This is a genomic window from Micromonospora sp. NPDC051196 (genome assembly GCF_040682415.1).
In the GTDB taxonomy this organism is placed as follows: domain Bacteria; phylum Actinomycetota; class Actinomycetes; order Mycobacteriales; family Micromonosporaceae; genus Micromonospora.
The window spans coordinates 363,771-388,787 of sequence record NZ_JBFBAY010000005.1 but is presented as its reverse complement, the minus strand read 5'-3'; the positions used below and the strand labels follow the sequence as shown (position 1 = coordinate 388,787).

The following is a 25,017-nucleotide window of genomic DNA, read 5'->3' as shown; positions in this document are numbered from 1 at the left end:
GCTCATGTCGAGTAGGCCGAGTTCTCGTGCACGTACGCGTGCGACAGGTCGTTGGTCCACACCGTCGCCTCGGTGGCACCGGCGTGCAGGTCGATGCGGATGGTGACGTCCCGGCCGGTCAGGTCGACCTTCGAGCGGTCCTCGGCGGCGGCCCCAGCCCGGCAGACCCAGATCCCGTTGACGGCCACATCGACGGCGTCCGGCTCGAACTCGGCGGCGGTGGTGCCGACGGCGGCGAGGATCCGACCCCAGTTCGGGTCGTTGCCGAACAGCGCGGTCTTCACCAGGTTGTTGCGGGCCACCGACCGGCCCACCTCGACCGCGTCGTCCTCGTCGGCCGCGCCGACCACCTCGATGGCGATCTGTTTGGTGGCACCCTCGGCGTCGGCGATCAACTGCTGGGCCAGGTCGTGGCAGGCGGCGGTGACCGCCGCAGTCAACTCCGCAGCGACCGGCGTGACGCCGGAGGCGCCGCTGGCCAGCAGCAGCACCGTGTCGTTGGTGGACATGCAGCCGTCGGAGTCGATCCGGTCGAAGGTGACCCGGGTGGCGGCGCGCAACGCGGCGTCGAGCGTCTGCGGGTCGGCGACCGCGTCGGTGGTCAGTACGCAGAGCATGGTGGCCATCGCCGGGGCGAGCATGCCGGCGCCTTTGGCCATGCCGCCGACGGTCCAGCCGTCGCCGGAGACCACCGTGGTCTTCGGTCGGGTGTCCGTGGTCATGATGGCCTCGGCGGCGGCCTCCCCGCCGTCGGCGCTCAGGCCCCCGATGGCGGCGCCCACCCCCGGCAGGAGCTTGTCCATCGGCAGCCGCTCACCGATCAGGCCGGTCGAGCAGATCGCCACCTCACCCGCGCCGAACGGCTGGCCGGGGTGCTGCGCGGTCAGCTCGGCGGCGGCGTGTTCGGCGGTGGCGTGGGTGTCCTGGAAGCCGGCCGGGCCGGTGCAGGCGTTCGCCCCGCCCGAGTTGAGCACCACCGCCCGGACCATCCCGCCGTGGAGCACCTGCTCGGTCCAGAGCACCGGCGCGGCCTTGACCCGGTTGCTGGTGAAGACGCCGGCGACGCCGGTGTCCGGGCCGTCGTTGACGACCACCGCGACGTCCGGTGCCCCGCTGGTCTTGAGTCCGGCGGCGACCCCGGCCGCCCGGAACCCGGCAGGTGTGGTGACGGTCATGGCGTTACCCCCAGCGGGGACAGGCCCGTGGTCTCGGGCAGGCCGAACATCAGGTTGGCGTTCTGCACCGCCTGACCGGCGGCGCCCTTGCCGAGGTTGTCCAGCGCGGCGACCACGATCAGTCGGCCGGAGTCGACGTCGACGCCGGCTTGCAGGTGGCAGGAGTTGCTGCCCAGGGTCGCCGCCGTGTGCGGCCAGCGGCCCTCGGGCAGCAGGTGCACGAAGGGGCTGTCCGCGTACGCCTGCGCCAGCACCTCCCGTGGGTCCGCCGGACCGGCCGGCAGCGCGGTCACGGTGGCCAGGATGCCGCGCGGCATCGGCGCGAGCACCGGGGTGAAGGACAGCCCGGTCGCCCCGCTGGCCTGCTTGATCTCCGGTACGTGCTGGTGGGCGCCGACCTTGTAGGGCGACAGGTCGCCCATCACCTCGCTGGCCAGCAGGTGGGTCTTGGCGGCCCGACCGGCCCCGGAGGTGCCGGACGCGGCGACGACCACCACGTCGGCGGGCTCGGCGACACCGGCGGCGATCAGCGGCGCCAGCGCGAGGATGATGGTGGCGGCGTAACAGCCGGTGTTGGCGACCCGGGTGGCGGCGGCGATCCGTTCGGCCTGCCCGGGCAGTTCCGGCAGTCCGTAGGTCCAGGCCCCGGCGTGCGGGCCGCCGTAGTAGCGGGCCCAGGCGTCGCCGTCGGCGAGCCGGTGGTCCGCCCCCAGGTCCACGACCCGGACGCCGGCGGGCAGTTGCGCGGCGAGGGCGGCGGACTGGCCGTGCGGCAGCGCGAGGAAGACCAGGTCGGCCTCGGCGAGGGTCTCCGGTACGGTCTCGGCGAAGGTGTGGTCCAGCCCGACGAGCTGCGGGTGTACGCTGTCGACCCGCTGCCCCGCCTGGCTGTGCGCCGTGGCGGTGACCAGGTCGAACTCGGGATGTCCGGCGAGCAGGCGAAGTAACTCACCACCCGCGTAGCCACTCGCACCGGCGACCGCGACCCGGATTCCCATGCCTACCTCCGTATGACTATGCAGGGAGGCTAGCAGCAGTCAGCCTGGAGCTGCAAGTTCATGCAGTCGGCCGCATGAGAATGCTTTCTTGTTAAGAAGGGGCCCCTGCTCTACCGGAGGCGTTAACAGGGGGCCCTTCCTTACCCCTACAGGCGGCCGGTGTGCACCGCGTCGGTGACCCACGGGATGACCTCGTCGAGCATCTCGTCGAGCGAGGTGGTCGCGGTGAAGCCCAGCACCTCGGCGGCCTTCGCGGTGTCCGGCACCCGCTTACGCACGTCGTAGCGGAACGGTTCGTCGCTGACGTACCGGAACGGCACGTCCGGGCCCTTGATCTTGCGCCAAATCAGCTCGGCCAACTCCAACACCGTGGTCGACCGGGCGGTGGAGAGGTTGAAGTCCTCGTTGTGGGCCGCCGGATGCTCGATCGCCGACGCGATACCCCGGGCCAGGTCACCGCCGTAGGTGTAGTGCCGCACCTGATCGCCCTCACCGAGGATGTGCAGCGGATCCTGCCCCTTGACGATCTTCTGCACCAGGTCGGGCACCACGTGCGACATGGCCAGTTTCACGTTGCCGGAGAGCACCTCGGCCTGGCCCAGCGCCCGTCCCTCCCCCACGCCCACGCAGTTGAACGGCCGCACGATCGTGTACGGCAACTGGTACTGCTCCCAGGCGGCCCGGGCGTAGTACTCCACGGCCAACTTCTGGAAGCCGTACGACGACAGCGGTGGCGGGATGCGCCGCTCGTCACCCTCCCGGCTCGGCCAGTGCTCGGTCGACTCGTACACCATCGAGGAGGAGAGGTAGGTGACCTTGGTCAGGGTGCCGTCGCGGTGGGCTCGCAGCGCCGCGTCGCAGGTGGCTGCCATGATCCGCTCGTTGGTGGCGAGCAGGTCATAGGCGTACGCGTGGAAGTAGGAGATCCCGCCGATCATCGCCGCCCCGGCGACCAGGTGGTCACAACCGTCGAGCAGCTCGGTCAGCAGGTCGGTGTCGCGGGCGTCGCCCTCGACGAACCGGAACCGGGGATGGGTGTCGTAGCTGTGGCTGACCGGGCCGTACTTGGAGAAGTTGTCCACCCCGACGACCTCGTGGCCCCGGTCCAACAGCTCCGCGACCAGGTAGCCGCCGATGAAGCCGGCCGAACCAGTAACCAGGACCTTCGCCACGTGCGCTCCTATGCGGTCTTCTCGTACTCGGTGGACTCGACGGTCTGCACCGCCGCCGGTCGGATCCGGGCGGCCAGCTTCTCCCGGCTCAGCCGTCGACCGTAGGCGAACAGATACCAGCGCAGGTAACCGGGGAGGAACCGGCCCAGGTCGAAGTGGGACTCACCGAGCGGCCGGTCCAGCCAGATCGTCGGGATCTCCGCCACCGGCAACCGCAACCGCGTCGCCTTGGCGGTCAACTCCAGCCCGATCTCGAAACCGGTCCGCGACTCGATGCCCACCTCACGGACAAAGGCGGTGTCGTACGCCTTGAAGCTGTTGGTCGCGTCCCGGGTGCCCACCCGCGCCAGGGTGTAGAGGCTGCGCCCCGCCCAACGGGACATCAGCCGCTTCAACCTCGGGCCACCCACCTGCTGACCGCCGGGCATGTACCGGGAGGCGGCGGCAACCACCACACCCCGGTCCACCAGCCGAGCCAACTCGTCGATCTGCCGGGGATCGTCACAGCCATCAGCCATCGTCACCACCACGACCGGCGCCCGCGCCACGTCGATGCCGAACCGGATCGCGTTGGCCGGCCCCCGCCCGTAGGTGTTGAGCACCGCCCGCACCCGCGGGTCGGTGCGGGCAGCCTGCTCGACGTACGGGACGGTGGTGTCCTCCGGCATGTCGTGCACGATGAGCACCTCGGCCGGCAGCAGCATCTCCCGCAGCATCCGCTCCAGGCAGCGCACGATCGCCGCGCCCTCGTTGTAGACCGGCACGATCACCGAGACCCGAGGGATCACACCCGCACCCCCTGCCCGGTCAGGCCCCACATGTCGATCACCGGTTTGTCGGTGTCCAGGCGGGCGTACTGCTCGTGCGGGGCGGCGATGACCAGCAGGTCGGCCCTTTGCAGCACCTCGTCGAGGTCGACGAATCGCTCGTCGACCACGTACGGGTCGGTGCAGATCGTCTCCCGGGTCTTCAACGCCAGGATCTTGCGCAGCTTGTACGCCAGGCTCTCCCGGGGGTCGTCGCTGCCGCCCTTGAACGCCATGCCGAGGATGCCCACCGTCGAGGCGGCCAGGTCGAACCGGTCCTCCAGTCGGGAGACCAGGTACAGCGGCAGACCCTCGTTGATCAGCATCGCCGAGTGGCCGAGCACGAAATTGTTCCGGTTGAAGGCGGCCAACTGCATGGTGTCCTTGAACAGGCACGGCCCGGCCGCGAACCCGGGCATCGGCAGGTCTGCGGCGCGCGGATACTCGTACGCCACGGCGTGCCGGATCCGGGCGAAGTCCAGCCCGAAGTCGTTGGCCATCATCCAGAACTGGTTGGCGGTGGCGAACTTGATGTACCGCCAGGTGTTGGTGAACAACTTCGCCAGCTCCGCCTCCTCGGGCGTCAGCGTGACGATCCGGTCGGTCAGGTGCCGGAACAGCTTCTCCGCCCGGGCCGAAGACTGCGGCGTACGCGCCGCCACGATCTGCGGCAGCGTGAACAGTTCGGTCATTGCGTGGCCCTCGGCGATACGCTCCGGGCAGAAGGCGACGTCGGCGTGCACCCCCCGCCCGGCCAGCAACTTCTCGGTCAGCGCCGTCACTCCCGGGTAGACGGTGCTGCGCAGCACCACCAACTGTCCGTCCCGCAGATGCTCCGCACAGCGTTCCAACGCCCGGGGCACCGCACCCAGGTCCGGGTTGAGGTGCTCGTCGACCGGGGTGCCGACCACCACCACCAGATGCTCGGAGGTGCCGACCGCGGCCGGGTCGGTGGTGGCCCGCAGCCGGCCGGCGGCGACCGCCTCGGCCAGGGGTTCGGCCGCCCCGGCCTCGGCGAAGGGCAGGGTCGCCGAGTTGACCGTGGCGACGGCGTCGGCGTTGATGTCGTACAGCACGACGGAGAGCCCGCGGGCGGCGAACGCAATGCCCAGTGGCAGGCCCACCCGGCCGCAACCACCGACTATGCAGACGTCGACCGAGGCGGGTGGCTCATCGGGCATGAGAGGGCTCCCGTGGGGGTGGCGGGTGTGATCCCAGGGTCATCGGGATCACAGCAGGCTAACCCCTCAGAGGTGACTCGTGGGTAACCAAATAATCCAACCGTGCTGACCTTTCGGCCGATGCTGCCCCGTTTCGAATCGGGAAGTGCCACGCCGATGAATGTTAAGAAGGGCCCCTTCCTATGCACGAGGCGTTAAGAAGGGGCCCTTCCTTACAGCTCAGGCGCCGCGGAGGGTGGCGCCGACGCGTTCGGTGGCGCGGGCCACTGCGGCGTCGCGGGCTGCGACGGCCTCCTCGACGGTGAGGGTGCGGTCGGGGGCCCGGAAGGTGAGCTTGTAGGCCAATGACTTGCGGCCGGCTCCGAGCTGCTCCGAGGCGTACACGTCGAACAGGCGCACCGACTCCAGCAGTTCACCGGCGCCCTCGGTGAGGGCCTGCTGGACGGCCTGGGCGGGAACCGCCTCGTCGACCACCAACGCCACGTCGATCAGGGCCGGCGGGAAGCCGGAGACCGCGGGCGCGGGCAGCACCGGCGCTGCCGGCAACGCGTCCAGGTCCAGCTCCATGGCACTGGTACGCCGGGGCAGCTCCAACGTGGCCAGCACCGCCGGGTGCAGTTCGCCGGCGTGACCGACGACCGCCCCGTCGACCAGCAGCTGCGCGCAGCGGCCGGGGTGCCAGGGGGCGTACTCGGCGGCCCGTACCTCGATCCGGTCGGCGGGAATGCCGGCTGCTGCCAGCACCTCGCGGCCTGCCTCGACGGCGTCCGCCCAGGATGCCGGTCGCCCGGCACCCCACCAGCCGGCCGGCTCGATGTCGCCGGTCAGTACGACGGCGACGTGCCGGGGCTGGTGCGGGACCACCGCGTCGGCGGCGGCGAACTCGGTGTCGGTGGGTCGCCTCTCGACGCCCATGGCCGGCGGGCTGCCGGCACCCGGGCGCGGGTGGAAGACCACGCCGATCTCATAGAGTGCCAGGTCACGCAGGCCACGACCGAGGTTGCGCCGGACGATGCCGAGCAGCGGACCGAGCAGCGTGGTACGCAGCAACGGCTCCTCGTCCGACAGCGGATTGGCCACCCGTACGGCCTGGCGGCGCGGGTCGTCGGCGGGCAGGGCGAGCTGGTCGGCCAGCTCGGTGGAGACGAACGGATGCGCGAGGACCTCGACGTAACCCCGATCGGCCAGCGTCCGGGCCACCGCCCGGTTGCGCCGCTGCGGCCAGGTCAGCCCCCGGCCGGGCGGTGCGGTGGGCAGCAGCGACGGCACCTTGTCGTACCCGTCGAGGCGGACCACCTCCTCGACCAGGTCGGCCGGGTCGGTCAGGTCGGGCCGCCAGGTCGGCGGGGTGACGCTGAGGACGTCGGTGTCACCCGCGGTGACGGCCACCTCGCCCGGGTCCTCGGCCAGCCGGTCGGCGCCCCGGGCCACGGTGCAGCCGATGTGTTCCAGCAGGGCGACCACCCGCGCCGGCGGGTACGCCACACCGACCCGCCGGCTCGGCAGGTCGACCGGCAGCGTCACCGGGGTACGCGGCGCGACGTGGTCGAGATCCAGCACCTCGTCACCGGCGGTGCCGCCCGCGTACGTGGTGAGCAGCGCGACCGCCCGGTCCAGGGCGACCAGCGGCAGGGCCGGGTCGACGCCCCGCTCCCACCGCTTCGCCGCCTCGCTGAACAGCTTGTGCCGGCGCGCGGTACGCCCCACCATCGCCGGATCCCAGTGCGCGGCCTCGAACAGCACGTTGACGGTGCTGGGCAGCACCTCGCTGGTCTCGCCGCCCATCACGGCGGCGAGCGAGATCGGCAGACCGTCGCCGTCGCCCGCGAGGGGGTTGGGCAGGCCGGCATCGCAGATGACCATGTCCTCCGGGGCCAGGGCGCGGGTCACCCCGTCGAGCGTGGTCAGCTTCTCCCCCGGTACGGCCCGGCGGACCACCAGCGGGCCGGTGATCCGGTCGGCGTCGAACGCGTGCATCGGCTGCCCGAGTTCGAGCATCACGTAGTTGGTGATGTCGACGGGCAGCGAGATGCTGCGGATGCCGGCGACGGTGAGTCGCCGCTGCATCCACTCCGGGGTCTGCGCCGTCGGGTCGACGCCGCGCACCATCCGGGCCGCGAACCGGTCACAGCCGACCGGGTCGCGCACCTCGACCGGGTACGCCGGTGCGGCGGTACCGGGCGTCGCGGGCGCCCGACCCGGGTCCTGGAAGCCGACGCCGAAGGCGTGCGCCAGTTCGCGGGCGAGCCCGCGCAGCGACATCTGGTAGCCCCGGTCGGGAGTGATCTCCACTTCGACGACGACGTCGTTGAGCCCGACCACCGGACGGGCGTCGTCACCAGGCTTGGCCACGACATGCTCGGGCAGCACCAGGATGCCGGAGTGGTCGTCACCCAGGCCCAGTTCCTTGACCGAGCAGATCATGCCGTGGGAGTTGCGCCCGTACGTCTTGCGGGCGCCGATGGCGAAGCCGCCCGGCAGTACCCCGCCGGGCAGGATCACCACGACCCGGTCACCGGGGGCGAAGTTGCGCGCCCCGCAGACGATCTCCTGCGGTTCACCGGTGCCGTTGGCGGCACCGACGTCGACCCGGCAGAACCGGATCGGCTTCTTGAAGCCGGTCAACTCCTCGATCTCGAGGACCTCGCCGACCACCAACTGACCGGTGACCGTGGCGGACAGGTCCACGATGGACTCGACCTCGATGCCCAGGTCGACCAGGGCCCGTTCCAGTTCGGCGACAGGCAGGTCCGGAAGGTCGACGTACTCCCGCAACCAACTGACAGAAACTCGCATGACTCGTTACCACCGTCTCCGTAACTCGCGCGCCCGCACTACGCCCCGTGGCCGAACGCCCGGGTGAACCGGACGTCGCCCTCGACCATGTCCCGCATGTCGCCCACCCCGTGTCGGAACATCACGGTGCGGTCGATGCCCATGCCGAAGGCGAACCCGGAGTAGACCTCCGGGTCGATGCCGCAGGCCCGCAGCACCCGCGGGTTGACCATGCCGCAGCCGCCCCACTCGACCCACTGTGGGCCCTTGCGGTGCTCCGGGAACCACACGTCGAACTCCGCCGACGGCTCGGTGAACGGGAAGTAGTGCGGCCGGAACCGGGTCTTCGCGCCCTCGCCGAACATGGCCCGGGCGAAGTGGTCGAGCGTGCCGCGCAGGTGGGCCATGGTGATGCCCTTGTCCACCACCAGGCCCTCGACCTGGTGGAAGACCGGGGAGTGGGTGGCGTCCAACTCGTCGGTGCGGTACACCCGGCCGGGTACGACCACGTAGATCGGCGGCTTGCGGGTGAGCATGGTGCGCGCCTGCACCGGCGAGGTGTGGGTGCGCAGCACCAGCCCCGACTCCTCGGCCGGTGCGATGTGGAAGGTGTCCATCAGGCCGCGGGCCGGGTGGTCGACGGGGATGTTGAGCGCGTCGAAGTTCGTCCACTCCAACTCGACCTCGGGCCCCTCGGCCACCTCGTAGCCCATCCCGATGAACAGGTCACTGATCTGTTCCATCAGCACGGTGATGGGGTGCCGGGAGCCACGTGGGCGCCGGTCGTAGGGCAGCGTCACGTCGACACGCTCGGCGACCAGGACCCGCTGCGCCTGCTCGCGGTCCAGCACCTCGGCCCGGGCGGCGTAGGCCTGCTCGATGCTGCGGCGGGCCTCGTTGACCCGTTTGCCGGCGTCGGCCTTGGCGGCGGGCGGCAGCGCGCCGATCTCCCGGCGGGCCAGCGAGACCGGAGCCCGGTCGCCGAGGTGCGCCGGGCGTACCACGGCCAGCGCGTCAGGGTCACCGGCGGCGGCGAACGCCTTCTCGGCCTCGGTCACGGCCTCGGCCAGGGCAGCCGGGTCGAGCAGGGCGACCTGCTTCGGGTCGTAGGGATCGTTGCGGTAGGTCATGGCGTACGGGCACTCCTCACGGCGGCGCCGGCCCTCACGGCGGCGAAGCGAGTCTACGGACGCGCGGCTGCGCCGCAGCCCGCCGGTGGGAGTTGTGCGGAGAGCAGGTCAGGCCCGCCGCCCGCCGACACCGGCGGGCTGGCTAAACGTACATCGTGGTGCGTCCACCATCAGAGCCGCTCTCCTCGTGCTCTGCACATGATCCTGGATCTGCACATGTTCCTGCGCGTGACCTCACGTCAGCGCTGTGCTCTCGCCGAAGCGTACAGGCAGACCGCCGCTGCCGCAGCCAGGTTGAGGCTCTCGGCCCGCCCGTGCAGTGGCACCCGGACCCGGGCGTCGGCGGCCTCGATCAACTGTTCGGGCAGCCCGTGCGCCTCGGAGCCGAAAAGCCACGCGGTGGGAACAGTCAGGCGGCCGGCATCGGCCAACTCGTCGAGATCCGCTTCGCCGTAGCCGGTGGCGGCGAGCACGGCCAGACCGGCGGCCCGGGCGGCGGCGACCACGGTCGCCGGGTCGGGTTCCCGGACCACGTCGACGTGGAACAGGCTGCCCGCCGACGACCGGACGCATTTGCCGTTGTACGGGTCGACCGCCTCCCCGGCGAAGACCACCGCCGCGGCGCCGGCCGCGTCGGCGGTGCGCAGCACGGTGCCGGCGTTGCCCGGGTCACGGATGCCCGCGAGCACCGCGACCAACCGCGGCTGGCGGGACAGCGCGGCCTCCAGTGGCACGTCGAGGTGCTGGCAGACGGCGACCAGGCCCTGCGGGGCGACGGTCTCGGCGAGCGCCGCGAGGGCCTCGTCGGTCACCTCGGAGACGGGTACGTCGGCTCCGGCGGCGACCGCCGCCAGGTCGGCGTACCGATCGAGCGCGGCGGATGTGCCGAACAGCTCGACCACCGTCCGGGGCCGGGCCAGTGCCTCGCGGACCGCCTGCGGCCCCTCGGCCAGGAACCGGCCGGCGGCCTCGCGTTCGCGGCGGCGTTGCAGCCGGCGGGCGGCGACCACCCTGGGGGTACGCGGCGTGAAAGGCATGGTGTCCTCACCACACACGCGCGAGGCGCCCCCCGTCGTCGAGGGACGCCTCGCTGCGCTGTGCGGGGATCAGGCGGCCTGGGCCGCCGCGCCGCCGATGCCCTCGGCCTGCACCGCGGCCCGAGCCAGCTCGACGATCGCCGCGAACGCGGCGGCGTCGTTGACGGCCAGGTCGGCCAGGATCTTGCGGTCGACCTCGATGCCGGCCAGGCGCAGGCCCTGGATCAGCCGGTTGTAGGTCATCCCGTTGGCGCGGGCACCCGCGTTGATCCGCTGGATCCACAACTGCCGGAAGTCGCCCTTACGGTCGCGACGGTCCCGGTAGGCGTACTGCATCGAGTGCAGCACCTGCTCCTTGGCCTTGCGGTACAGCCGGGAGCGCTGACCGCGGTAACCACTCGCGGTCTCCAGCAGGGTACGGCGCTTCTTCTGGGCGTTCACAGCCCGCTTGACGCGTGCCATCTCAACTCCTTCTTGGGCTCAGGTGGCGCGCGTCAGCGGCCGAGCAGCTTCTTGATGCGCTTGACGTCGGACTTGGCGGCCTCGACCACGCCCGTCAGCCGGCGGGTACGGGTGGAGGGCTTCTTCTCCAGGTTGTGGCGCAGACCGGCCTGCTGCTTCATGATCTTGCCCTTGCCGGTTACGCGGACCCGCTTACCCGTCCCCGTGTGGCTCTTCATCTTCGGCATGTGGAACGTCTTCTCCCCTGTTACTGGCCGCTGGTGTCAGCGGTCTCGCCGGTCTCACCGGCTGCTGCGCTCTCACCGACCGCAGCGGTTTCGGCAGCCGCCGCGGGCTCCTCCGCGGTCCGCTCCCGGGGTCCACCACGGGACGCCGTGGCGGCGACCGCGGAGGCCTTCACGGCCCGGTGCGGAGCGAGAACCATGATCATGTTTCGGCCGTCCTGCTTAGGAGCGGACTCGACGTATCCCAGTTCCGTGATCTCGGACTCAAGCCGGCGCAGAAGCCGGTAACCCAGCTCCGGACGACTCTGCTCGCGACCGCGGAACATGATCGTCACCTTGACCTTGTCGCCGGCCTTGAGGAACCGCACCACGTGACCCTTCTTGGTCTCGTAGTCGTGCGGATCGATCTTCGGCCGGAGCTTCATCTCCTTGATGACGGTCTGCTGCTGGTTACGCCGCGCTTCGCGCGCCTTCAGTGCGCTCTCGTACTTGAACTTGCCGAAGTCCATGAGCTTGCACACCGGCGGGCGCGCCATCGGCGCAACCTCGACCAGGTCCAGATCGACGTCCGCGGCCAGCTGAAGGGCGCGCTCCAGCGGGACGATGCCCACCTGCTCACCCTCGGGGCCGACCAGTCGGACCTCACGTGCCCGGATCTGCTCGTTCACGCGTGGTTCGACGCTGATGGGGCCTCCTCGAGTCGGTTCTTCATCGGTGGCCGACCCTTGCGGTTCCCGACGGGAACCGGCCCGGAAAGCAGAAGGCCCCGGCGCATGCCAGGGCCCGCTCGACCGGTCGGCACGATCACAGGATCGCGCATCCGGAGCCGGAACGTGCCCGGAACCGGGGACCGGACCCGGCCGCCACAGTCGGCGAACTCGGGTGGGAGCAGGCGCTCCACTTTCGTGGCCACCCGCTCACGCGGACAGCCTGGTCGACCTGACCACACTACACCCCCGGCCATCGGGACCTCAAACCGGCCGGGTCTCCCCGCCGGCACCGCCCCACCTTGCCGCCCGATCCGTTTCCGCCCTCAGCTCGACAGCGTGAACTGCTGGTGCCCGGGGCGGCCCGCCGACGGACGGTCAGGCGCCGGGGGCACCCTCGGCGAGGGCGGCCAGGTGCGCCTGGTGCAGCCGGCGTAGGGCACGAACCCCGTCGACCGCGAGCTGCTTGTCGGCGGCCTGGAGCGCGACCACCGGCAGCAGGTCGTCGTCGTACAACTCCAAGGCGGCCCACGGAGCACCACGGTCGAACCGGATCCCCCGGACGACCTCCCAGGGCAGTTCGTACGAGCCGATGATGTTGCGAACCCGCACGCCGCGCGCGTCCGCCTCGACCCGGGGGCGGGTGAACAGCAGGGCGCCGAGGGCGAAGAGCACCCCGAGCCCGATCATGGCGAACTGGTCGCCGCGCTGGAAGGTGCCGTAGCCGTTGCCGGTGGGCCCGGTCAGCGTGGTGGCGATCACCGCGAACAGCACCACCACCACGACCGCCGACACCCAGCAGACCACCCGGATGCGCCGGGGCCGGAGCCGGACCGGCTCGCCGCCGGTCACCGGCCCACGGTCGGCCGTGCCGGCACCCGGCTGCGCTGCGTCCCGCTGACTCATGGCACCAGTCTGCCATCCGCGCCCGGCCCGCCGGACGGTGCCACACGCAGCGGCACCACCCGCCGCCCCGGTCACAACCGGCAGGCGTGGATGTTGGTGACCAGGATCGCCCGGGCGCCGAGGTCGTATAGCTCGTCCATGATCCGGTGCACATCGTCGCGCAGCACCATGGCCTGCACCGCCACCCAGCCCTCCCGGTGCAGCGGAGAGACGGTCGGCGACTCGATGCCCGGGGTCAACGAGCTGGCCCGGTCCAGCAGGCCGGCCGGTACGTCGTAGGCGAGCATCACGTACCGGCGGGCCACCAGCACCCCGTGCAGCCGGCGCAGCAACTGCTCGGCCTGTGGGTGGGAGGCCGCACCGACCCGGCGGACCAGCACCGCCGAGCTGCGCAGCAGCGGCTCGCCGAAGACCACCAGACCGGCCTGGCGCAGCGTGGCGCCGGTCTCGACCACGTCGGCCACCACGTCGGCCACCCCCAGGCGGATGGCGTTCTCCACCGCGCCGTCGAGGCGGATCACCTCGGCCTTGACACCCAACTCGCCGAGGTGGCGTTCGACCAGCCCCGGGTACGCGGTGGCGATCCGGTGCCCGCCCAACTCCCGTACGTCGTCGACGTCGTCGGGCCGGGCGGCGAAGCGGAAGGTGGCCCGGCCGAAGTTCAGGTCGACGACCTCCTCGGCCGGCGCGCCGGAGTCGATCAGCAGGTCCCGGCCGGTGATTCCGACGTCCAGGTCACCCGAGCCGACATAGGTGGCGATGTCCTTCGGCCGCAGGTAGAAGAATTCGACGTCATTGGCCTCGTCCCGGCAGACCAGGTCCTTCGGGTCGGTGCGCTGGCGGTAGCCCGCCTCGCGCAGCATCTCGGCGGCCGAGGAGGCCAGGGCGCCCTTGTTGGGTACGGCGACACGCAGCATGACGGAGTGCTCCTTCGATCGGGTTGAGGTCGACGGCGGGCACTCAGAGATGTCGGTAGACGTCCTTGAGCTCCAGCCCGCTGGCGAGCATCAACACCTGAACCTGATAGAGCAGCTGGGAGATCTCCTCGGCGGTGCGTTCGGGCCCCTCATGCTCGGCGGCCATCCACGACTCGGCGGCCTCCTCGACCACCTTCTTGCCGATGAAGTGCACCCCCTTCTCCAGCGCGGCGACCGTGCCCGAGCCGGGGGTGCCGGCCGCGGCCTTGGCCTGCAGCTCGGCGAACAACTCCTCGAACGTCTTCACGGAACCGGATTCTCCCAGTCGCCCTCGGTCGCGGTTCGCACCGGGTCCGACGGTGACCGGTGAGCGGGACCAGCATTCCCTACCAGCATGGTGGGACACCCCTTCGACGCCTGACGATGGTGGTCGTACGCTGTCGGCCATGGTCAGCACCCCACGCATCCGTACGCTAGCCACGGCCGGCGCGGTCCTTTTCGCCGTCACCGCCTGCGCGCCGCAGAGCGAGCCCGCCCCCCAGATCTCGGCCACCGGCGCCACCGCGTGCGCGAAGGAGAACTTACCCACCCGGACCCCCGGCAAGCTCACCATCGCCACCGACGAGCCGGCCTACCAGCCGTGGTTCGTCGACAACAAGCCCGACAGCGGTGAGGGCTTCGAGTCCGCGGTGGCGTACGCGGTCGCCGAGAAGCTCGGCTACACCCGCGACGAGGTCGTCTGGACCCGGGTGAAGTTCGACTCCGCCATCGCGCCCGGCCCGAAGACCTTCGACTTCGACATCAACCAGTTCTCCATCACCGAGGAGCGCAAGCAGGCGGTCGACTTCACCGCGCCCTACTACCTGGTGCGGCAGACCGTCATCGCCCTGAAGTCCTCCAAGATCGCCGGCAAGACCGCCCTGGCCGACCTGCGCGACGCCAAGCTCGGCGCCCAGGTCGGGACGACGAGCTACCAGGCGATCACCGATGTGATCAAGCCGAAGGCGCAGCCGCAGGTCTACAACAGCAACGACGACGCCAAGAAGGCCCTGCAGAACGGCCAGCTCGACGGGCTGGTCGTCGACCTGCCCACCGCCTTCTACATCACCGCCGCCGAGATCGACGACGCGGTGATCGTCGGGCAGTTGCCGCAGGTGGGCACCCCGGAGGCGTTCGGGCTGCTGCTGGACAAGAACTCGCCGCTGACCGGCTGCGTCAGCAGTGCGGTCGGGCAACTCGCCGCCGACGGAATGTTGAAGCAGTTGGAGCAGCAGTGGCTGGCCCAGGTCGCGGGAGCCCCTGAGCTCACGTGAGCAAGACCCGCTACGTCCCCTCCCCCGCCCAGCGGGCCCGCGAGGCGTACCGACGCCGGCAGACCGTGCTGAGCGTGCTGATCGCCGCCGCCTCCACGGCGGCGATCGGCACACTGCTGGCGATCGCGGTGACCGGGGCGCCCGGCTGGGACCGGGTCCGCGATTCCTTCCTCGATCCGCAGATCGCCCGCGACGCGCTGCCCGAGGTGCTGACCGGGCTCTGGCTCAACGTACGGCTGCTGGTCTGCTGCGCGATCGGCGCGCTGCTGCTCGGGCTGCTGATCGCGATCCTGCGCACCCTGCGCGGGCCGGTCTTCTTCCCGATCCGGGCACTGGCCACCAGCTACACGTACGCCTTCCGGGGCCTGCCGCTGATCATCGTGCTCTACGTGCTCACCCTCGGCGTGCCCGGCCTGCGGTTGCAGGGCATGCCGTCGGTGCTGGTGCTGGGCGGGCTGGCACTGGTGCTCACCTACGGCGGCTACCTGGCCGAGGTGTTCCGCGCCGGCATCGAGTCGGTGCATCCCAGCCAGCTCGCGGCGGCCCGGTCGCTGGGCCTGACCTACCGGCAGACCATGCGGCACGTGGTGCTGCCCCAGGCCGTCCGGCGGGTGGCACCGCCGCTGCTCAACGACGTGGTGGCGTTGCAGAAGGACGTCGGCCTGGTCTCGCTGGCCGGGCCGATCGACGCGGTCCGAGCCGCCCAGATCGCCACGGCGCAGACCTTCAACTACACGCCGTACATCGTGGCCGGGGTGCTCTTCGTGCTGCTGGCCATTCCGCTGATCGCCGTCACCGACCGGGTGACGCTGCGGGCGGCCCGACGCCAGTCCGGAGGCTGAGCATGGACGTGTTGCGGTGTCGCGGGCTGCGCAAGGTCTTCGGTGACCAGGTGGTCCTCGACGGTCTCGACCTGACCGTGGCCGAACATCAGGTGGTGGCCCTGATCGGGTCCTCCGGGTCGGGCAAGTCGACCCTGCTGCGCTGCATCAACCTGCTGGAGCAGCTGCACGACGGGACGATCGAGCTGGACGGCGAGGACATCTCCGCACCCGGCGTCGACCCCGACAAGGTACGCCGCCGCATCGGCATGGTGTTCCAGTCGTACAACCTCTTTCCGCACCTCAACGTGCTGGACAACATCACCCTCGCGCCGCAGCGGGTGCACCGCCGGTCCCGGCGTGAGGCCGAGGCCCGCGCCCGGGAACTGCTCGACCGGGTGGGGTTGGGGGCGAAGGCGCACGCCTACCCGGATCGGCTCTCCGGCGGCCAGCAGCAGCGGGTGGCGATCGTGCGGGCGCTGGCCAACTCACCCCGGCTGCTACTGCTCGACGAGGTCACCTCGGCGCTGGACCCGGAACTGGTCGGTGAGGTGCTGACGATGATCCGCGACCTCAAGGCCGAGGGGATGACGATGGTGCTGGCCACCCACGAGATGGGCTTCGCCCGTGACGTGGCCGACCAGGTCTGTTTCCTCGACGCCGGCCGGGTGATCGAATCCGGTCCGCCGAGCCAGGTCCTGGCCGACCCCATCCACCCGCGTACCCGCCAGTTCCTGACCCGCATCATCGAGGCCCGCCGCCTCTGAGCCTCGATCCACCGATGAGTCCGGCAGTTGCAGGCCGCCGCCCGCGACACCCTGATCGGCCTCGCCGCGCGGACACCGCTGCTGGCCGGCGCGGACGTGCTGACCTTCGTGGACATCGACTCGATGCTGCGTCGGGTCTACGGCAAGCAGAAACAGGGCATCGGGTTCGGCCACGCCAAGGTCGGCGGCTACGAAATGCGGCTGCGCGGCTACCACCCCCTGATCGCGACGTTGTCCACGCCGCTGTGCGCGCCGGTCGTCGCGGCGACCCGGCTGCGCAGCGGCAACGCCGGCTCCAGCCGGGGCGCGGCGAGCATGATCGCCGAAACGATCACCACCGCCCGCGCGTGCGGCGCGACCGGCGAGATCGTGCTCCGGGCCGACTCCGCCTTCTACGCCAAGACGGTCATCAGCACCTGCCGGCGTCACAGGGTGCGGTTCTCGGTCACCGCCCGCATCGACGCCAAGATCCGCGCCGCCTGCGACAGCATCGGCGATGACCAGTGGATCGACATCCGGTATCCACAGGCCGTCTGGGACGATGACGAGCAACGGTAGATCTGCAGATCGCCGAGACCACCTACACCGCGTTCGCCGGCACCCGACACCAGATGACCGCCCGGCTGATCGTGCGCCGCATCCGCCGCGACGACCCCACACAGCACCCGGACCAGGAAGAACTCGTCCCCGCCTACCGCTACCACGCGGTCTTCACCGACAGCCCTTACACTCTGCCCCAGGCCGAAGCCCAGCACCGTCAACACGCGGTCATCGAACAGATCAACGCGAATCTGATCGCCGGCCCTCTGGCGCACCTGCCATCCGGGCGATTCTCCGCCAACGACGCGTGGCTGACCTGCGCCGGCATTGCCCACAACCTCACCCGCGCCGCCGGGCACCTCACCGCCGGCGCCTGGCCAGCTGCCCGAACCACCACGATCCGGACCCGGATCATCAACGTCACCGCCCGCCTCGCGCACCGCACCCGGACCATCCACCTGCACCTACCCGAGCACTGGCCCTGGCAAGCCGCGTTCGACAACCTGTTCACCACCGTCCACCCGGCACCCGGCTGACCACGGCACACCGACCGCGACCAAGCGGCCCGACCACAGGCCACGAACCCCGTCCCACCCCCGAACGAACCACGCCCGGAGCAAGCCGATCACGTGATCGGCGATACCACCACGCCCCGAAACCACCCAATACCGAAACTATTCAACCGAATCCAAAACGAACCGCGTCGGTGGATCGAGGCTCAGTCGCTCTCCCCCTGACAGGGCTTTCGACGCTGGGCTTCGGCCCGACCCGTTTCCAGACCGAGCCGCCAGCCTGCCACCGGGCCTCCTGGCAGCTACCCGGACCGGACTCACACCGGCAGGCGACGACGCGCTTACGACTACAGATGAGCTACACACTCACCTCCAGGTCCGCTGGACGCACGAATCACCCAGGCGCTGTAGGAGCGCCTCGGCTCTCCTGCTCGACGGTCACTCGACACCAATCTCGGAGAGCGCAATAGCCGCTCGACGCCGGACGTATTCGTCTGGGTCGAGTTTGAGTTGCATCAGGGGCTCTACTGCGACGGCGCCAAGTGCCGGAAGGATTGCCGCAACCTGCCAGCGAGCTTGAGCATCGGGGTACCGAAGAGCCTGAGGTAATAGGCGACGTAGGGCAGCTGGATTATCGCGCAGAATCTCAGCGACGCGCTCATCTTCGTTGTCACGCGCAAGTACGAATAGGAGATCGGAAATCACCTCCCGCTCTAGTACGCTCGCTCGTTTGACTGCCTGCTCCGCAGCATCAAGTAGAGCCTCCCAGTGGGGGTAGTTCGCCTCCCACTCCGCACCGTGACCCAAGTTCAGGTAATCTGGAGCACCGCTTTCCTGCCATTGTTTGAAGCGCGCCACTTCGACTGCTAGAGGGTTCATTGTCTGCCCGTCGGGTGAGCGGGAACGATGTGGACATCATCCTTCCCGTAGTGAATTGTGCCCCGAGTAGTACTGAGTCGAGTTCCGTCAATTCCCACCCAGGTTCCAATATGCTGGCGGAAGTCCACCACCTCCTTGTTTCCGTGACGTGCACCGGTTCCGGCAAACTGGTTGATCAGGCCTTGCGGGTCGGAGTGGGTGAACTCACTTCTTCCTCTTGTAGGATCGAAATTGTTATGGCCAGGGACATGCTTGCCCTGTTTGCCTGGGTGAATCTTCGGAATTTTCCCGCCCGCGGCTCCGAGTACCGCCGCCAGCCCCACGGCCTGAGCATCGGCGCAGCCGTCCATGCACTGGCCCGCGACGCCGGCCAAGGCGCCGACGGCAACTAGGCAGGTGACTCCGGCGGATGCCGGGCACAGGATGGCTCCGACCGTAGCGACGACGGTGGAGACCACAACGCCGTCCAGCGCTTCCCAGTAGTCCTTCCAGCCGGGCGATCCGTACATGGCATTGCGAACGCGGACCATGATGGCTTTGTTGGCGTTGGAGGTAGCGACGTTCCAGGTGTCCGGGTTCTGGCGGATGACCATCTCGATGTACTCGCGCAGTTCCTGCGCCTTTTCTTCGGGAATGGAAATAGTCGGCACATTCTTCGGCGTAGCCGGCTCAGGATCCTTGATCGGCTTGGCCTTGATCGGCTGACCGGTGACCTTGATCTTGTTTTTGCCCGAGGAGGTCTTGGTGACGTAGCCGCGTTGACCTTCGCCGTGGCTGCCCTCTTCGAAGTAGAGACCGCTGGGGTCGCTGTACGTGATCGGGGAGTTGTTGCCGTAGGCGTACCCGTGCATCTGCTGCGGATTGGCAGGATCCATGATCGGGTCGACCGAAATGAACCTGCCGAGGCTGGGGTCGTATTCGCGGGCGCCGAGGTGGATGAGGCCAGTGTCGTCTTGGGTGCCACCGACGAAGGCCGTGGTGCCCAGCCAGACTGATGGAGCGGTGCCGTGTTGTTCGCCGTAGGGCATGCTCCGGCGGCGTTGACTTGCCAGGGTTCCGGCGTCGATCTGGATCTGGCCGGTGCCTTGGTGATTGTTGATCGTCCATTTCAGGCCGGATGCGTCGCGGACAGCGATGCCGGCGTAGTAGCGGGTGCCGAGCGGGCCGCCGCTGGTGGGGGTAAGGACGAGTTCGGTGCTGCCGAGGTAGAGGGTGGTTTTGTCAGGTGCGCGGGAGATGAGCCGGCTGCCGCCGGCATCGTAGATGTACTGAGTGGTGTCGGTGTCCTCGGTAATGGTGTCTAGGCGGCCTTCGCCATTCCAGGTAAGCGTCTGGGTGGCGCCGGTGAGTGCGGTGCGGTGGGTCGTGTTGCCGGCGTTGTCGTAGGCGAAGCTGCGGATGCTGGCCTCGGCGAGGGGACCGCTGGCGGTAATCGAAGCGATCTGGTGGGCGGTCACTTGATGTGCGGCACCGACGTTGTAGGTCCACACGGTGTCACCCGTGGTGGGATTGTGGTCGGTTTGCGTTAGCCGGTTGCCGAGGGCGTCGAAGGTCCAGGACCGGTGGTAGGGGTCAGCGCCGGCGCGCTGGGGGTTGGTGCAGTTCGTGGTGGTCTGGGTCCATGCCTCGGTTAGCCGGCGCAGCTGATCGTAGGTGAAGCATTCAACCTGGTCGGTGGTGCCGTCGGTTTTTCCGGCGATCGTAGTGATGTTGCCGATTTGGTCGTAGGTGTAGCTGCTGGCGAACCGACTGTCGAAAACGCCAGGAGCGCTCTGGCGTTCGGTGGCGACGTCGTGGCTGTTCAGCCGTCCGGTTCCCGGGTCGATGGTGGTGGTATGCCGGACCTGGCTGCCGGGAGCACCGTGCACAGTCTGGTAGGTGGGTCCGTGACTGTAGTAGACGAGATCTGCCAGGTATCTGGTGTCGGGGATGCCGGCAATCTGCCCGATCGTTGACTGCAGGTAGCCGTTGCTGTCGTAGTCAGAGGTGATGGTCTCGGCGGGCAGGCCACCGATGCCCGGCAATGTCTGGCTGGTGATCTGGCCGGCGGGGTTGTAGGTAACGCCGGTGGTGTAGGTGCCAGCGAGGCTACCTTCGGCGGCGGGAATCGTGGCGGTGGAGCCGGTGGGCTGGTACTGGTCTGTGTAGCCGGTGACTGCGGTCGTGTAGGCGCTGCCGTTGTGCCACCTCGTGGATGAGGTCAGGCGGCCCTTAGCGATAGTGTCGTACAGGTAGCTAGCGTTTTTGACGCCGGTGCCGACGCGGCCGGCCCAGCGAGCCGTGGTGCGGGACATGGCGTCGTACTCGATGGAGACCATTCGCTCGCGTCCATCAAGGGTGTAGTCAACTCTGCCCACGGTGTCGTAATAGATGCTGCTGGTGCCGGAGTCCGGGTCGACCTTCTTGGTAGTGCGGCCAGCGAGGTCGTACGTATTGGTCCACGTGTTGCCGGCGGAGTCGACGACCTTGGTCAGTTGGTCGAGGAGGTCGAATGTGTAGGAAGTGCTCTGGTACGCGTTCGGATCAGTGGCCGAGGTGTACTGGTCCAGGCGGGTGACGTTGCCACGCACATCGGTGTGGCTGACGGTCTTGGTGCCACCGATCGGGGGGACGACCGTGACGCGGTCCCCGTGGTAGGTGGTGGCGGTCTGGCGCCAAGCCACACCGAGCTTTTTGTCCACCTCCGTTGTAGCCCGGTTCAGGTGGTCGTAGCTGGTTTCCCGGATAGCCGGGACGCTGGCCAGGCTCGGGCTGACCAGCCCGGAGCCGGCCGCTGAGGTGTTGTGGAAGGGTTCGGTGGTGGCGGCCACATTGCCGCGGCCGTCGTAGGTGGTGGCGGTGACGATACGGCCGCCGTTCGGGCCGGGCTGTTGCCTCTCCCTGCTCTGGCCGACGCCGTCGACGTATTGGTATGAGGTGAGATAGACGGGGCTGCCGCTGTTGGATTGCAGGGTTTCGGTCTTGGTGCGCGCAGGGGCGGTCGGTTGTCCGATGCCGCTGGAGGTGATCTGGTGACTGAAGCGCAGCGACGGTATCCCAGAGGACTTCGCCTGCCCCGGCAGATACACCTCCGCAAAGCGGCCCAGTGGATCATAGACCAGCTCGGTGACCTTGCCGTTCGGGTCGGTGATCTTCGACGGACGGCCGGTGTGCCGGTCGATCAGCGTGGTGGTGGTGTGGTTGTAGCCGCCACCGACCGTGCTGGTGATGCCGTTATCGGGCCAGTTGACAACCGGGCTGTAGGTGGTCGTGGTGGTCAGCCCGGCGGGGTCGGTCGCGGTACGGATCCGGCCCATGTTGTCGTAGGTGCTTCGGCCACTGCTGGTGTAGGTGGCCGGGCCCGAGTAGACGCGGGTCTCGGCGACGTTGCCGTCGAACGGGGCCTGGGACCCTTCGACGGTGTACGTGTCGTAGAAGGTGACCGTCCGCGATAGCAGTGTGCCGGAGCCGCATGTGTCGCCGGACCAGGTTTCCACCCGTTCCGGGAAGCCGATCATGTAGTAGGAGTTGGGTGCGTTCTGTTGGGCGTAGGTGTAGGAGGTGCAGGTGTTGTCGGCGACGCCGACCTGGTTGTACTGGTGGAATCGGATCGGGAGCCCGTACGTGGACTCGTAGATGGTTTTCTCTTCGTTGGTCCGCCAGCTGCCGTCGTCGAGTTTGACCCGGTTGCTTTCTAGGCCGAGGCGGGTTTGGCGGGGGTTGGCGTAGCCGGGGCCGTTGGAGCTGCCTTGGATGACGTGGTCGTAGCGGGTGCTGGCGACCTCGGTGTAGGAGGCGTTGGCCGGATTCGCGTTGTAGGTGGTCATCCGGTAGTGGCGGGTTTGCAGGGTCCGGCCGGCGCGGGCGTAGTGGTCGTCATAGGTGTCACCGGCGTAGTCGGTGACCGTGGTCTGTTTGATACCGCCGCCGCTGCCAGGGTCATAGATGTCGTGGTACATGCCGCGGAAGAAGTTCGACATCCACACCGTGTACTTACTGGGGTCCGTACCCGAACCCTGCACCACGCGGACGCGGTTGTAGCCGGCGAAGATGCTCCACGTCTCCTCCGCGTCCGGCACGAGGGGGTTGTTGGGGTTCTTCCACGCCGGGTTCCCGACCGAGTAGTCGTACTGGGTGACCTGGTCCGGCGACCCACCCACCTGGTCCTTCACCACCACCTTCTTGACCAGGTACTTGTGGAAGATCCCGAACCCGGGGTCGGCCCCGGGTGGTGAGTGGAAGATCGGGTAGCAGTCCTCGGTGTTGACGTCCCAGTTACCCACCTTGCCGTTGTGCCAACTGTTGTAGCCCGACTGTGTCGACCCGCCCTGCGGACACGGCTTCTGCGTCCCGTACGTGACCTGCGTGCGCCCACCGAAGCCGTTACGCACGACGAGCAGGCGTGGCATGCGCATCGCGGACACACCGAGTCCGGACTCGTCGTAGTCGACGCGGCCGTCGCGGAAGTTCGGCTGGACGCCGTCGACGTAGTCGAAGTCCACCGGCGGCAGGTCGATCTTGTTCGTGTCCGCACCGATCAGGCCGCTGGGGCGTATGTAGTCCAGGACGAAGGCCCGCTCGGTCAAGCCGGTCGGGTTGGACACCTTGTACCGCAGCTGAACCCGGGCGATGTTGTTCCACTCTCCGGTGCCCGCGTTCCACTGGTAGGAGATGACGCGGTCCAGGATCCTGCTGGTGAAAAACGACTGGGTGTAGTTCCCACACGACGACGACCCACAGACCAGGTCACCGGGCACATCCGGGTAGGAGTTCGGGTTCGACGACAACGCCGGACAGGTCGCTGGCTCGTTGTTGAACGGATCATCTTCGGCGGTGCGCTCCACACATCGGTGCGCCCACCCGAACACCACCCGGCCGACCGGGACCGCACCCGCCTCGGTCACGTTCTTCGCGTACTCGATCTCCGACAGATACCCACCCCGGTCGTACTCCAGGATCGACCCGCTCAACGCCCGCTTGTAATGATTCGTCTCCCGCGTCCAGTGCAAATACGTCTCGTTCTCGTTGGCATCCCGAACCCGATCCAGGTTCCACCGCCACGGATCCCGACACGACGCCGGATAAACGTCATAGCAAGGCTCGCCCGCCTCGTCACCGAGGAACGACATCTTCCACACCGAGTCCCGCACGAACCCGAACCGGTACTCCGTACCGTCGGGCGTCCACACCTTCCAATAACCGTCGTCCTCAGCCCCACCCGCCAGGAACTCCACCCGCCACCCGAAGTCGTCGACCGGCTTCCACACACCCGCCGTCGTCTTCACGATCTGCGTCGACTGCCCCTGCAACGAAATCGTGATATGCGACGCCCCGGCATCATTCGTCGCCGTCTCCCCGTCCTCACCATCCGGGGACTCCCAACACATCTCCGTCTTATGCGTACGGCACGGCTTGTACGTCCGCTCGACATAACCCGGCGAGTACGACCACCCCAACCCCGCCGGACCCGACTGGTTGTTCGTCCCGTGCGTCATCCCATCCACCGCAGACGAGCTGTACGACAACTCCAAGCCCAGGGTCTGCCCGTACGGCAACGGCGGCTCCGGCAACGGATACGAATACGTGAACGACCCCGCGCTCTCCCCGACCTGCCACGACCCCGACGGCTTCAAATCCGTCGCCGTGTACGAACCCGTCGACCCACCCGACGCCGACGACGCCAACGCATACACACCAGTCGACTCGACCGTCGACTCCGGACCGAAACCCTCGAACACCCCGGTGCGGCTACCGGCGGCCGTCGCGTCGCCGCCGACCTCCACCACCGCCGTCAACGTCTTCGCATACGGATCATTGGTCGCCGACACCCACACCGGATCCGCCGAACACTCCGGCACCTCCGGCGTCGTCGCCGCACACCCCGGCAACCGCACCAACGTCAACCGATCCGCGAACGAACCCCCATACGCCTGCGCGAAATCCGCATAGTCGACAACGACCTGCACCGCACCAGCCACCGCCGAACCATCCGCACGATCAAGCGCATACAACGGGCCCGCGTTACCCAACGCCACCGACGCCGCCCGATCGAACGACCGCACCCGCACCGACCCGACCTCACCACCAGCCAGGCCCCGCCCCGCCACACCCTCACCCGCGGGCGCCTCACCGGCCGGTTCGACCGTCAGCCCGAACGCTTCCCGATCCTCAGGGTCACCCTGAAGGTCGAGGACCGCCTCACCACCCTCAGGGAACATGCCCGCGGGAAGGGGATCAGTCACCGTGACCTCGTCATCCGGATCCGGATCCTGCCCCTGCTGCCGCACCGCGACACTCGCCACCGACGTCGAATCACCCGGCTCCAACACCGGCCCCGCCGCAACCGCCGGGCCACGTAACTGCACCACCGGCAACAACCCCAGCAACACCGCGACCGCCAAGGCTCCCGCCCTGACCCTCCCCCGCGCCCCGAAACGGTCAAACGCAGTGCCCCCACGGCGGCCAGCAAGCATCACAACGCCCCCCGTCGATCAAGAAAATTGACCGACACGCTAGACACCCCATCGACGCCCACACAAGAGCATGATCAACAACCGTCCATGAAGGACGGTCACCGAACGCACTCATCAGGCGGGCCATCCGATCACACCTGCCGCCGAATACCACCACAAAGCACCCGACAGGAGGCCTACCACTCCAACCACTCAGCCAACACCTTCACGCAACGCGATCTTCAGAAAATTCTCAGCAAGAAG

At 68.8% G+C, this 25,017-nt stretch carries 21 protein-coding genes; 5 read left to right on the top strand and 16 right to left on the bottom strand.

The window, feature by feature from the left end; all coding sequences use genetic code 11:
- Positions 1–2: 2 nt before the first annotated feature.
- The 14 genes from argJ to AB0M35_RS13980 form a co-directional block, all read right to left on the bottom strand.
- Entirely contained in the window at positions 3–1,175 is a 1,173-nt protein-coding gene (argJ, locus tag AB0M35_RS14045) for a bifunctional glutamate N-acetyltransferase/amino-acid acetyltransferase ArgJ (protein ID WP_363745129.1), read from the bottom strand.
- A complete protein-coding gene (gene argC / locus AB0M35_RS14040) occupies positions 1,172–2,173 on the bottom strand; it encodes an N-acetyl-gamma-glutamyl-phosphate reductase (protein ID WP_363745127.1) in 1,002 nt (333 codons plus the stop codon). The genes argJ and argC overlap by 4 nt, the downstream gene beginning before the upstream one ends.
- Positions 2,174–2,319: 146 nt before the next feature.
- Positions 2,320–3,345, bottom strand: coding sequence for an NAD-dependent epimerase/dehydratase family protein (locus AB0M35_RS14035; protein WP_363745125.1), 1,026 nt, complete (start codon positions 3,343–3,345; stop codon positions 2,320–2,322).
- 8 nt (positions 3,346–3,353) lie between these two features.
- Positions 3,354–4,133 carry a glycosyltransferase family 2 protein gene (locus AB0M35_RS14030; protein WP_363745123.1) on the bottom strand — a complete coding sequence of 260 codons (780 nt, stop codon included), beginning with the start codon at positions 4,131–4,133 and terminating at the stop codon, positions 3,354–3,356.
- Positions 4,130–5,332, bottom strand: coding sequence for a nucleotide sugar dehydrogenase (locus tag AB0M35_RS14025; RefSeq protein WP_363745121.1), 1,203 nt, complete (start codon positions 5,330–5,332; stop codon positions 4,130–4,132). Before AB0M35_RS14025 ends, AB0M35_RS14030 begins: the two co-directional genes overlap by 4 nt.
- Positions 5,333–5,551: 219 nt before the next feature.
- The gene (pheT, locus tag AB0M35_RS14020) at positions 5,552–8,128 is read right to left on the bottom strand and encodes a phenylalanine--tRNA ligase subunit beta (RefSeq protein ID WP_363745119.1); all 2,577 of its coding nucleotides are present in this window, start codon (positions 8,126–8,128) and stop codon (positions 5,552–5,554) included.
- A gap of 38 nt (positions 8,129–8,166) precedes the next feature.
- Complete coding sequence (pheS, locus tag AB0M35_RS14015) at positions 8,167–9,237, bottom strand: phenylalanine--tRNA ligase subunit alpha (protein WP_363745117.1); 1,071 nt, start codon at positions 9,235–9,237, stop codon at positions 8,167–8,169.
- A gap of 239 nt (positions 9,238–9,476) precedes the next feature.
- Positions 9,477–10,274, bottom strand: a complete 798-nt coding sequence (locus tag AB0M35_RS14010) for an RNA methyltransferase (protein ID WP_363745115.1) — start codon at positions 10,272–10,274, stop codon at positions 9,477–9,479.
- 69 nt (positions 10,275–10,343) lie between these two features.
- A complete protein-coding gene (gene rplT / locus AB0M35_RS14005) occupies positions 10,344–10,736 on the bottom strand; it encodes a 50S ribosomal protein L20 (protein ID WP_363745113.1) in 393 nt (130 codons plus the stop codon).
- A gap of 32 nt (positions 10,737–10,768) precedes the next feature.
- A complete protein-coding gene (gene rpmI / locus AB0M35_RS14000; protein ID WP_363745111.1) occupies positions 10,769–10,963 on the bottom strand; it encodes a 50S ribosomal protein L35 in 195 nt (64 codons plus the stop codon).
- A 20-nt stretch (positions 10,964–10,983) separates the two neighbouring features.
- Positions 10,984–11,628 carry a translation initiation factor IF-3 gene (gene infC / locus AB0M35_RS13995; RefSeq protein ID WP_363745109.1) on the bottom strand — a complete coding sequence of 215 codons (645 nt, stop codon included), beginning with the start codon at positions 11,626–11,628 and terminating at the stop codon, positions 10,984–10,986.
- 417 nt (positions 11,629–12,045) lie between these two features.
- Complete coding sequence (locus AB0M35_RS13990) at positions 12,046–12,573, bottom strand: PH domain-containing protein (protein WP_363745107.1); 528 nt, start codon at positions 12,571–12,573, stop codon at positions 12,046–12,048.
- A 71-nt stretch (positions 12,574–12,644) separates the two neighbouring features.
- A complete protein-coding gene (gene hisG / locus AB0M35_RS13985; RefSeq protein ID WP_363745105.1) occupies positions 12,645–13,490 on the bottom strand; it encodes an ATP phosphoribosyltransferase in 846 nt (281 codons plus the stop codon).
- 43 nt (positions 13,491–13,533) lie between these two features.
- A complete protein-coding gene (locus AB0M35_RS13980; RefSeq protein ID WP_198408957.1) occupies positions 13,534–13,815 on the bottom strand; it encodes a phosphoribosyl-ATP diphosphatase in 282 nt (93 codons plus the stop codon).
- Positions 13,816–13,936: 121 nt separating this feature from the next.
- On the opposite strand from AB0M35_RS13980, the gene AB0M35_RS13975 reads away from it, so the two are divergent.
- From AB0M35_RS13975 to AB0M35_RS13955, 5 genes are read left to right on the top strand one after another with little or no spacing between them, the layout of a single operon-like run.
- Complete coding sequence (locus AB0M35_RS13975) at positions 13,937–14,803, top strand: ABC transporter substrate-binding protein (protein WP_363745103.1); 867 nt, start codon at positions 13,937–13,939, stop codon at positions 14,801–14,803.
- Complete coding sequence (locus tag AB0M35_RS13970; protein ID WP_363745101.1) at positions 14,800–15,645, top strand: ABC transporter permease subunit; 846 nt, start codon at positions 14,800–14,802, stop codon at positions 15,643–15,645. The genes AB0M35_RS13975 and AB0M35_RS13970 overlap by 4 nt, the downstream gene beginning before the upstream one ends.
- 2 nt (positions 15,646–15,647) lie before the next feature.
- Positions 15,648–16,391: an amino acid ABC transporter ATP-binding protein gene (locus tag AB0M35_RS13965; RefSeq protein ID WP_363745099.1), complete on the top strand. Its 744-nt coding sequence runs from the start codon at positions 15,648–15,650 to the stop codon at positions 16,389–16,391.
- A gap of 27 nt (positions 16,392–16,418) precedes the next feature.
- Positions 16,419–16,949: a transposase gene (locus AB0M35_RS13960; protein ID WP_363745097.1), complete on the top strand. Its 531-nt coding sequence runs from the start codon at positions 16,419–16,421 to the stop codon at positions 16,947–16,949.
- A 53-nt stretch (positions 16,950–17,002) separates the two neighbouring features.
- A complete protein-coding gene (locus tag AB0M35_RS13955) occupies positions 17,003–17,467 on the top strand; it encodes a transposase (protein WP_363745095.1) in 465 nt (154 codons plus the stop codon).
- Between the two features lie 414 nt (positions 17,468–17,881).
- Here the strand turns inward: AB0M35_RS13955 and AB0M35_RS13950 are convergent, their stop codons facing one another.
- Together AB0M35_RS13950 and AB0M35_RS13945 are read right to left on the bottom strand one after the other, a co-directional pair.
- On the bottom strand, positions 17,882–18,301 hold the full coding sequence (locus AB0M35_RS13950; protein WP_363745093.1) for a HEAT repeat domain-containing protein: 420 nt from the start codon (positions 18,299–18,301) through the stop codon (positions 17,882–17,884).
- Between the two features lie 17 nt (positions 18,302–18,318).
- Entirely contained in the window at positions 18,319–24,702 is a 6,384-nt protein-coding gene (locus AB0M35_RS13945) for a polymorphic toxin type 50 domain-containing protein (RefSeq protein WP_363745091.1), read from the bottom strand.
- Positions 24,703–25,017 lie beyond the last annotated feature (315 nt).

Coding starts and splice junctions, on each gene's coding strand:
- AB0M35_RS14025 (WP_363745121.1), bottom strand. CDS start 5,332: ATGCCCGATGAGCCACCCGCCTCGGTCGACGTCTGCATAGTCGGTGGT.
- argC (WP_363745127.1), bottom strand. CDS start 2,173: ATGGGAATCCGGGTCGCGGTCGCCGGTGCGAGTGGCTACGCGGGTGGT.
- AB0M35_RS13955 (WP_363745095.1), top strand. CDS start 17,003: ATGACCGCCCGGCTGATCGTGCGCCGCATCCGCCGCGACGACCCCACA.
- hisG (WP_363745105.1), bottom strand. CDS start 13,490: ATGCTGCGTGTCGCCGTACCCAACAAGGGCGCCCTGGCCTCCTCGGCC.
- AB0M35_RS13990 (WP_363745107.1), bottom strand. CDS start 12,573: ATGAGTCAGCGGGACGCAGCGCAGCCGGGTGCCGGCACGGCCGACCGT.
- rplT (WP_363745113.1), bottom strand. CDS start 10,736: ATGGCACGCGTCAAGCGGGCTGTGAACGCCCAGAAGAAGCGCCGTACC.
- AB0M35_RS13965 (WP_363745099.1), top strand. CDS start 15,648: ATGGACGTGTTGCGGTGTCGCGGGCTGCGCAAGGTCTTCGGTGACCAG.
- argJ (WP_363745129.1), bottom strand. CDS start 1,175: ATGACCGTCACCACACCTGCCGGGTTCCGGGCGGCCGGGGTCGCCGCC.
- pheT (WP_363745119.1), bottom strand. CDS start 8,128: ATGCGAGTTTCTGTCAGTTGGTTGCGGGAGTACGTCGACCTTCCGGAC.
- pheS (WP_363745117.1), bottom strand. CDS start 9,237: ATGACCTACCGCAACGATCCCTACGACCCGAAGCAGGTCGCCCTGCTC.
- AB0M35_RS13975 (WP_363745103.1), top strand. CDS start 13,937: ATGGTCAGCACCCCACGCATCCGTACGCTAGCCACGGCCGGCGCGGTC.
- rpmI (WP_363745111.1), bottom strand. CDS start 10,963: ATGCCGAAGATGAAGAGCCACACGGGGACGGGTAAGCGGGTCCGCGTA.
- AB0M35_RS14010 (WP_363745115.1), bottom strand. CDS start 10,274: ATGCCTTTCACGCCGCGTACCCCCAGGGTGGTCGCCGCCCGCCGGCTG.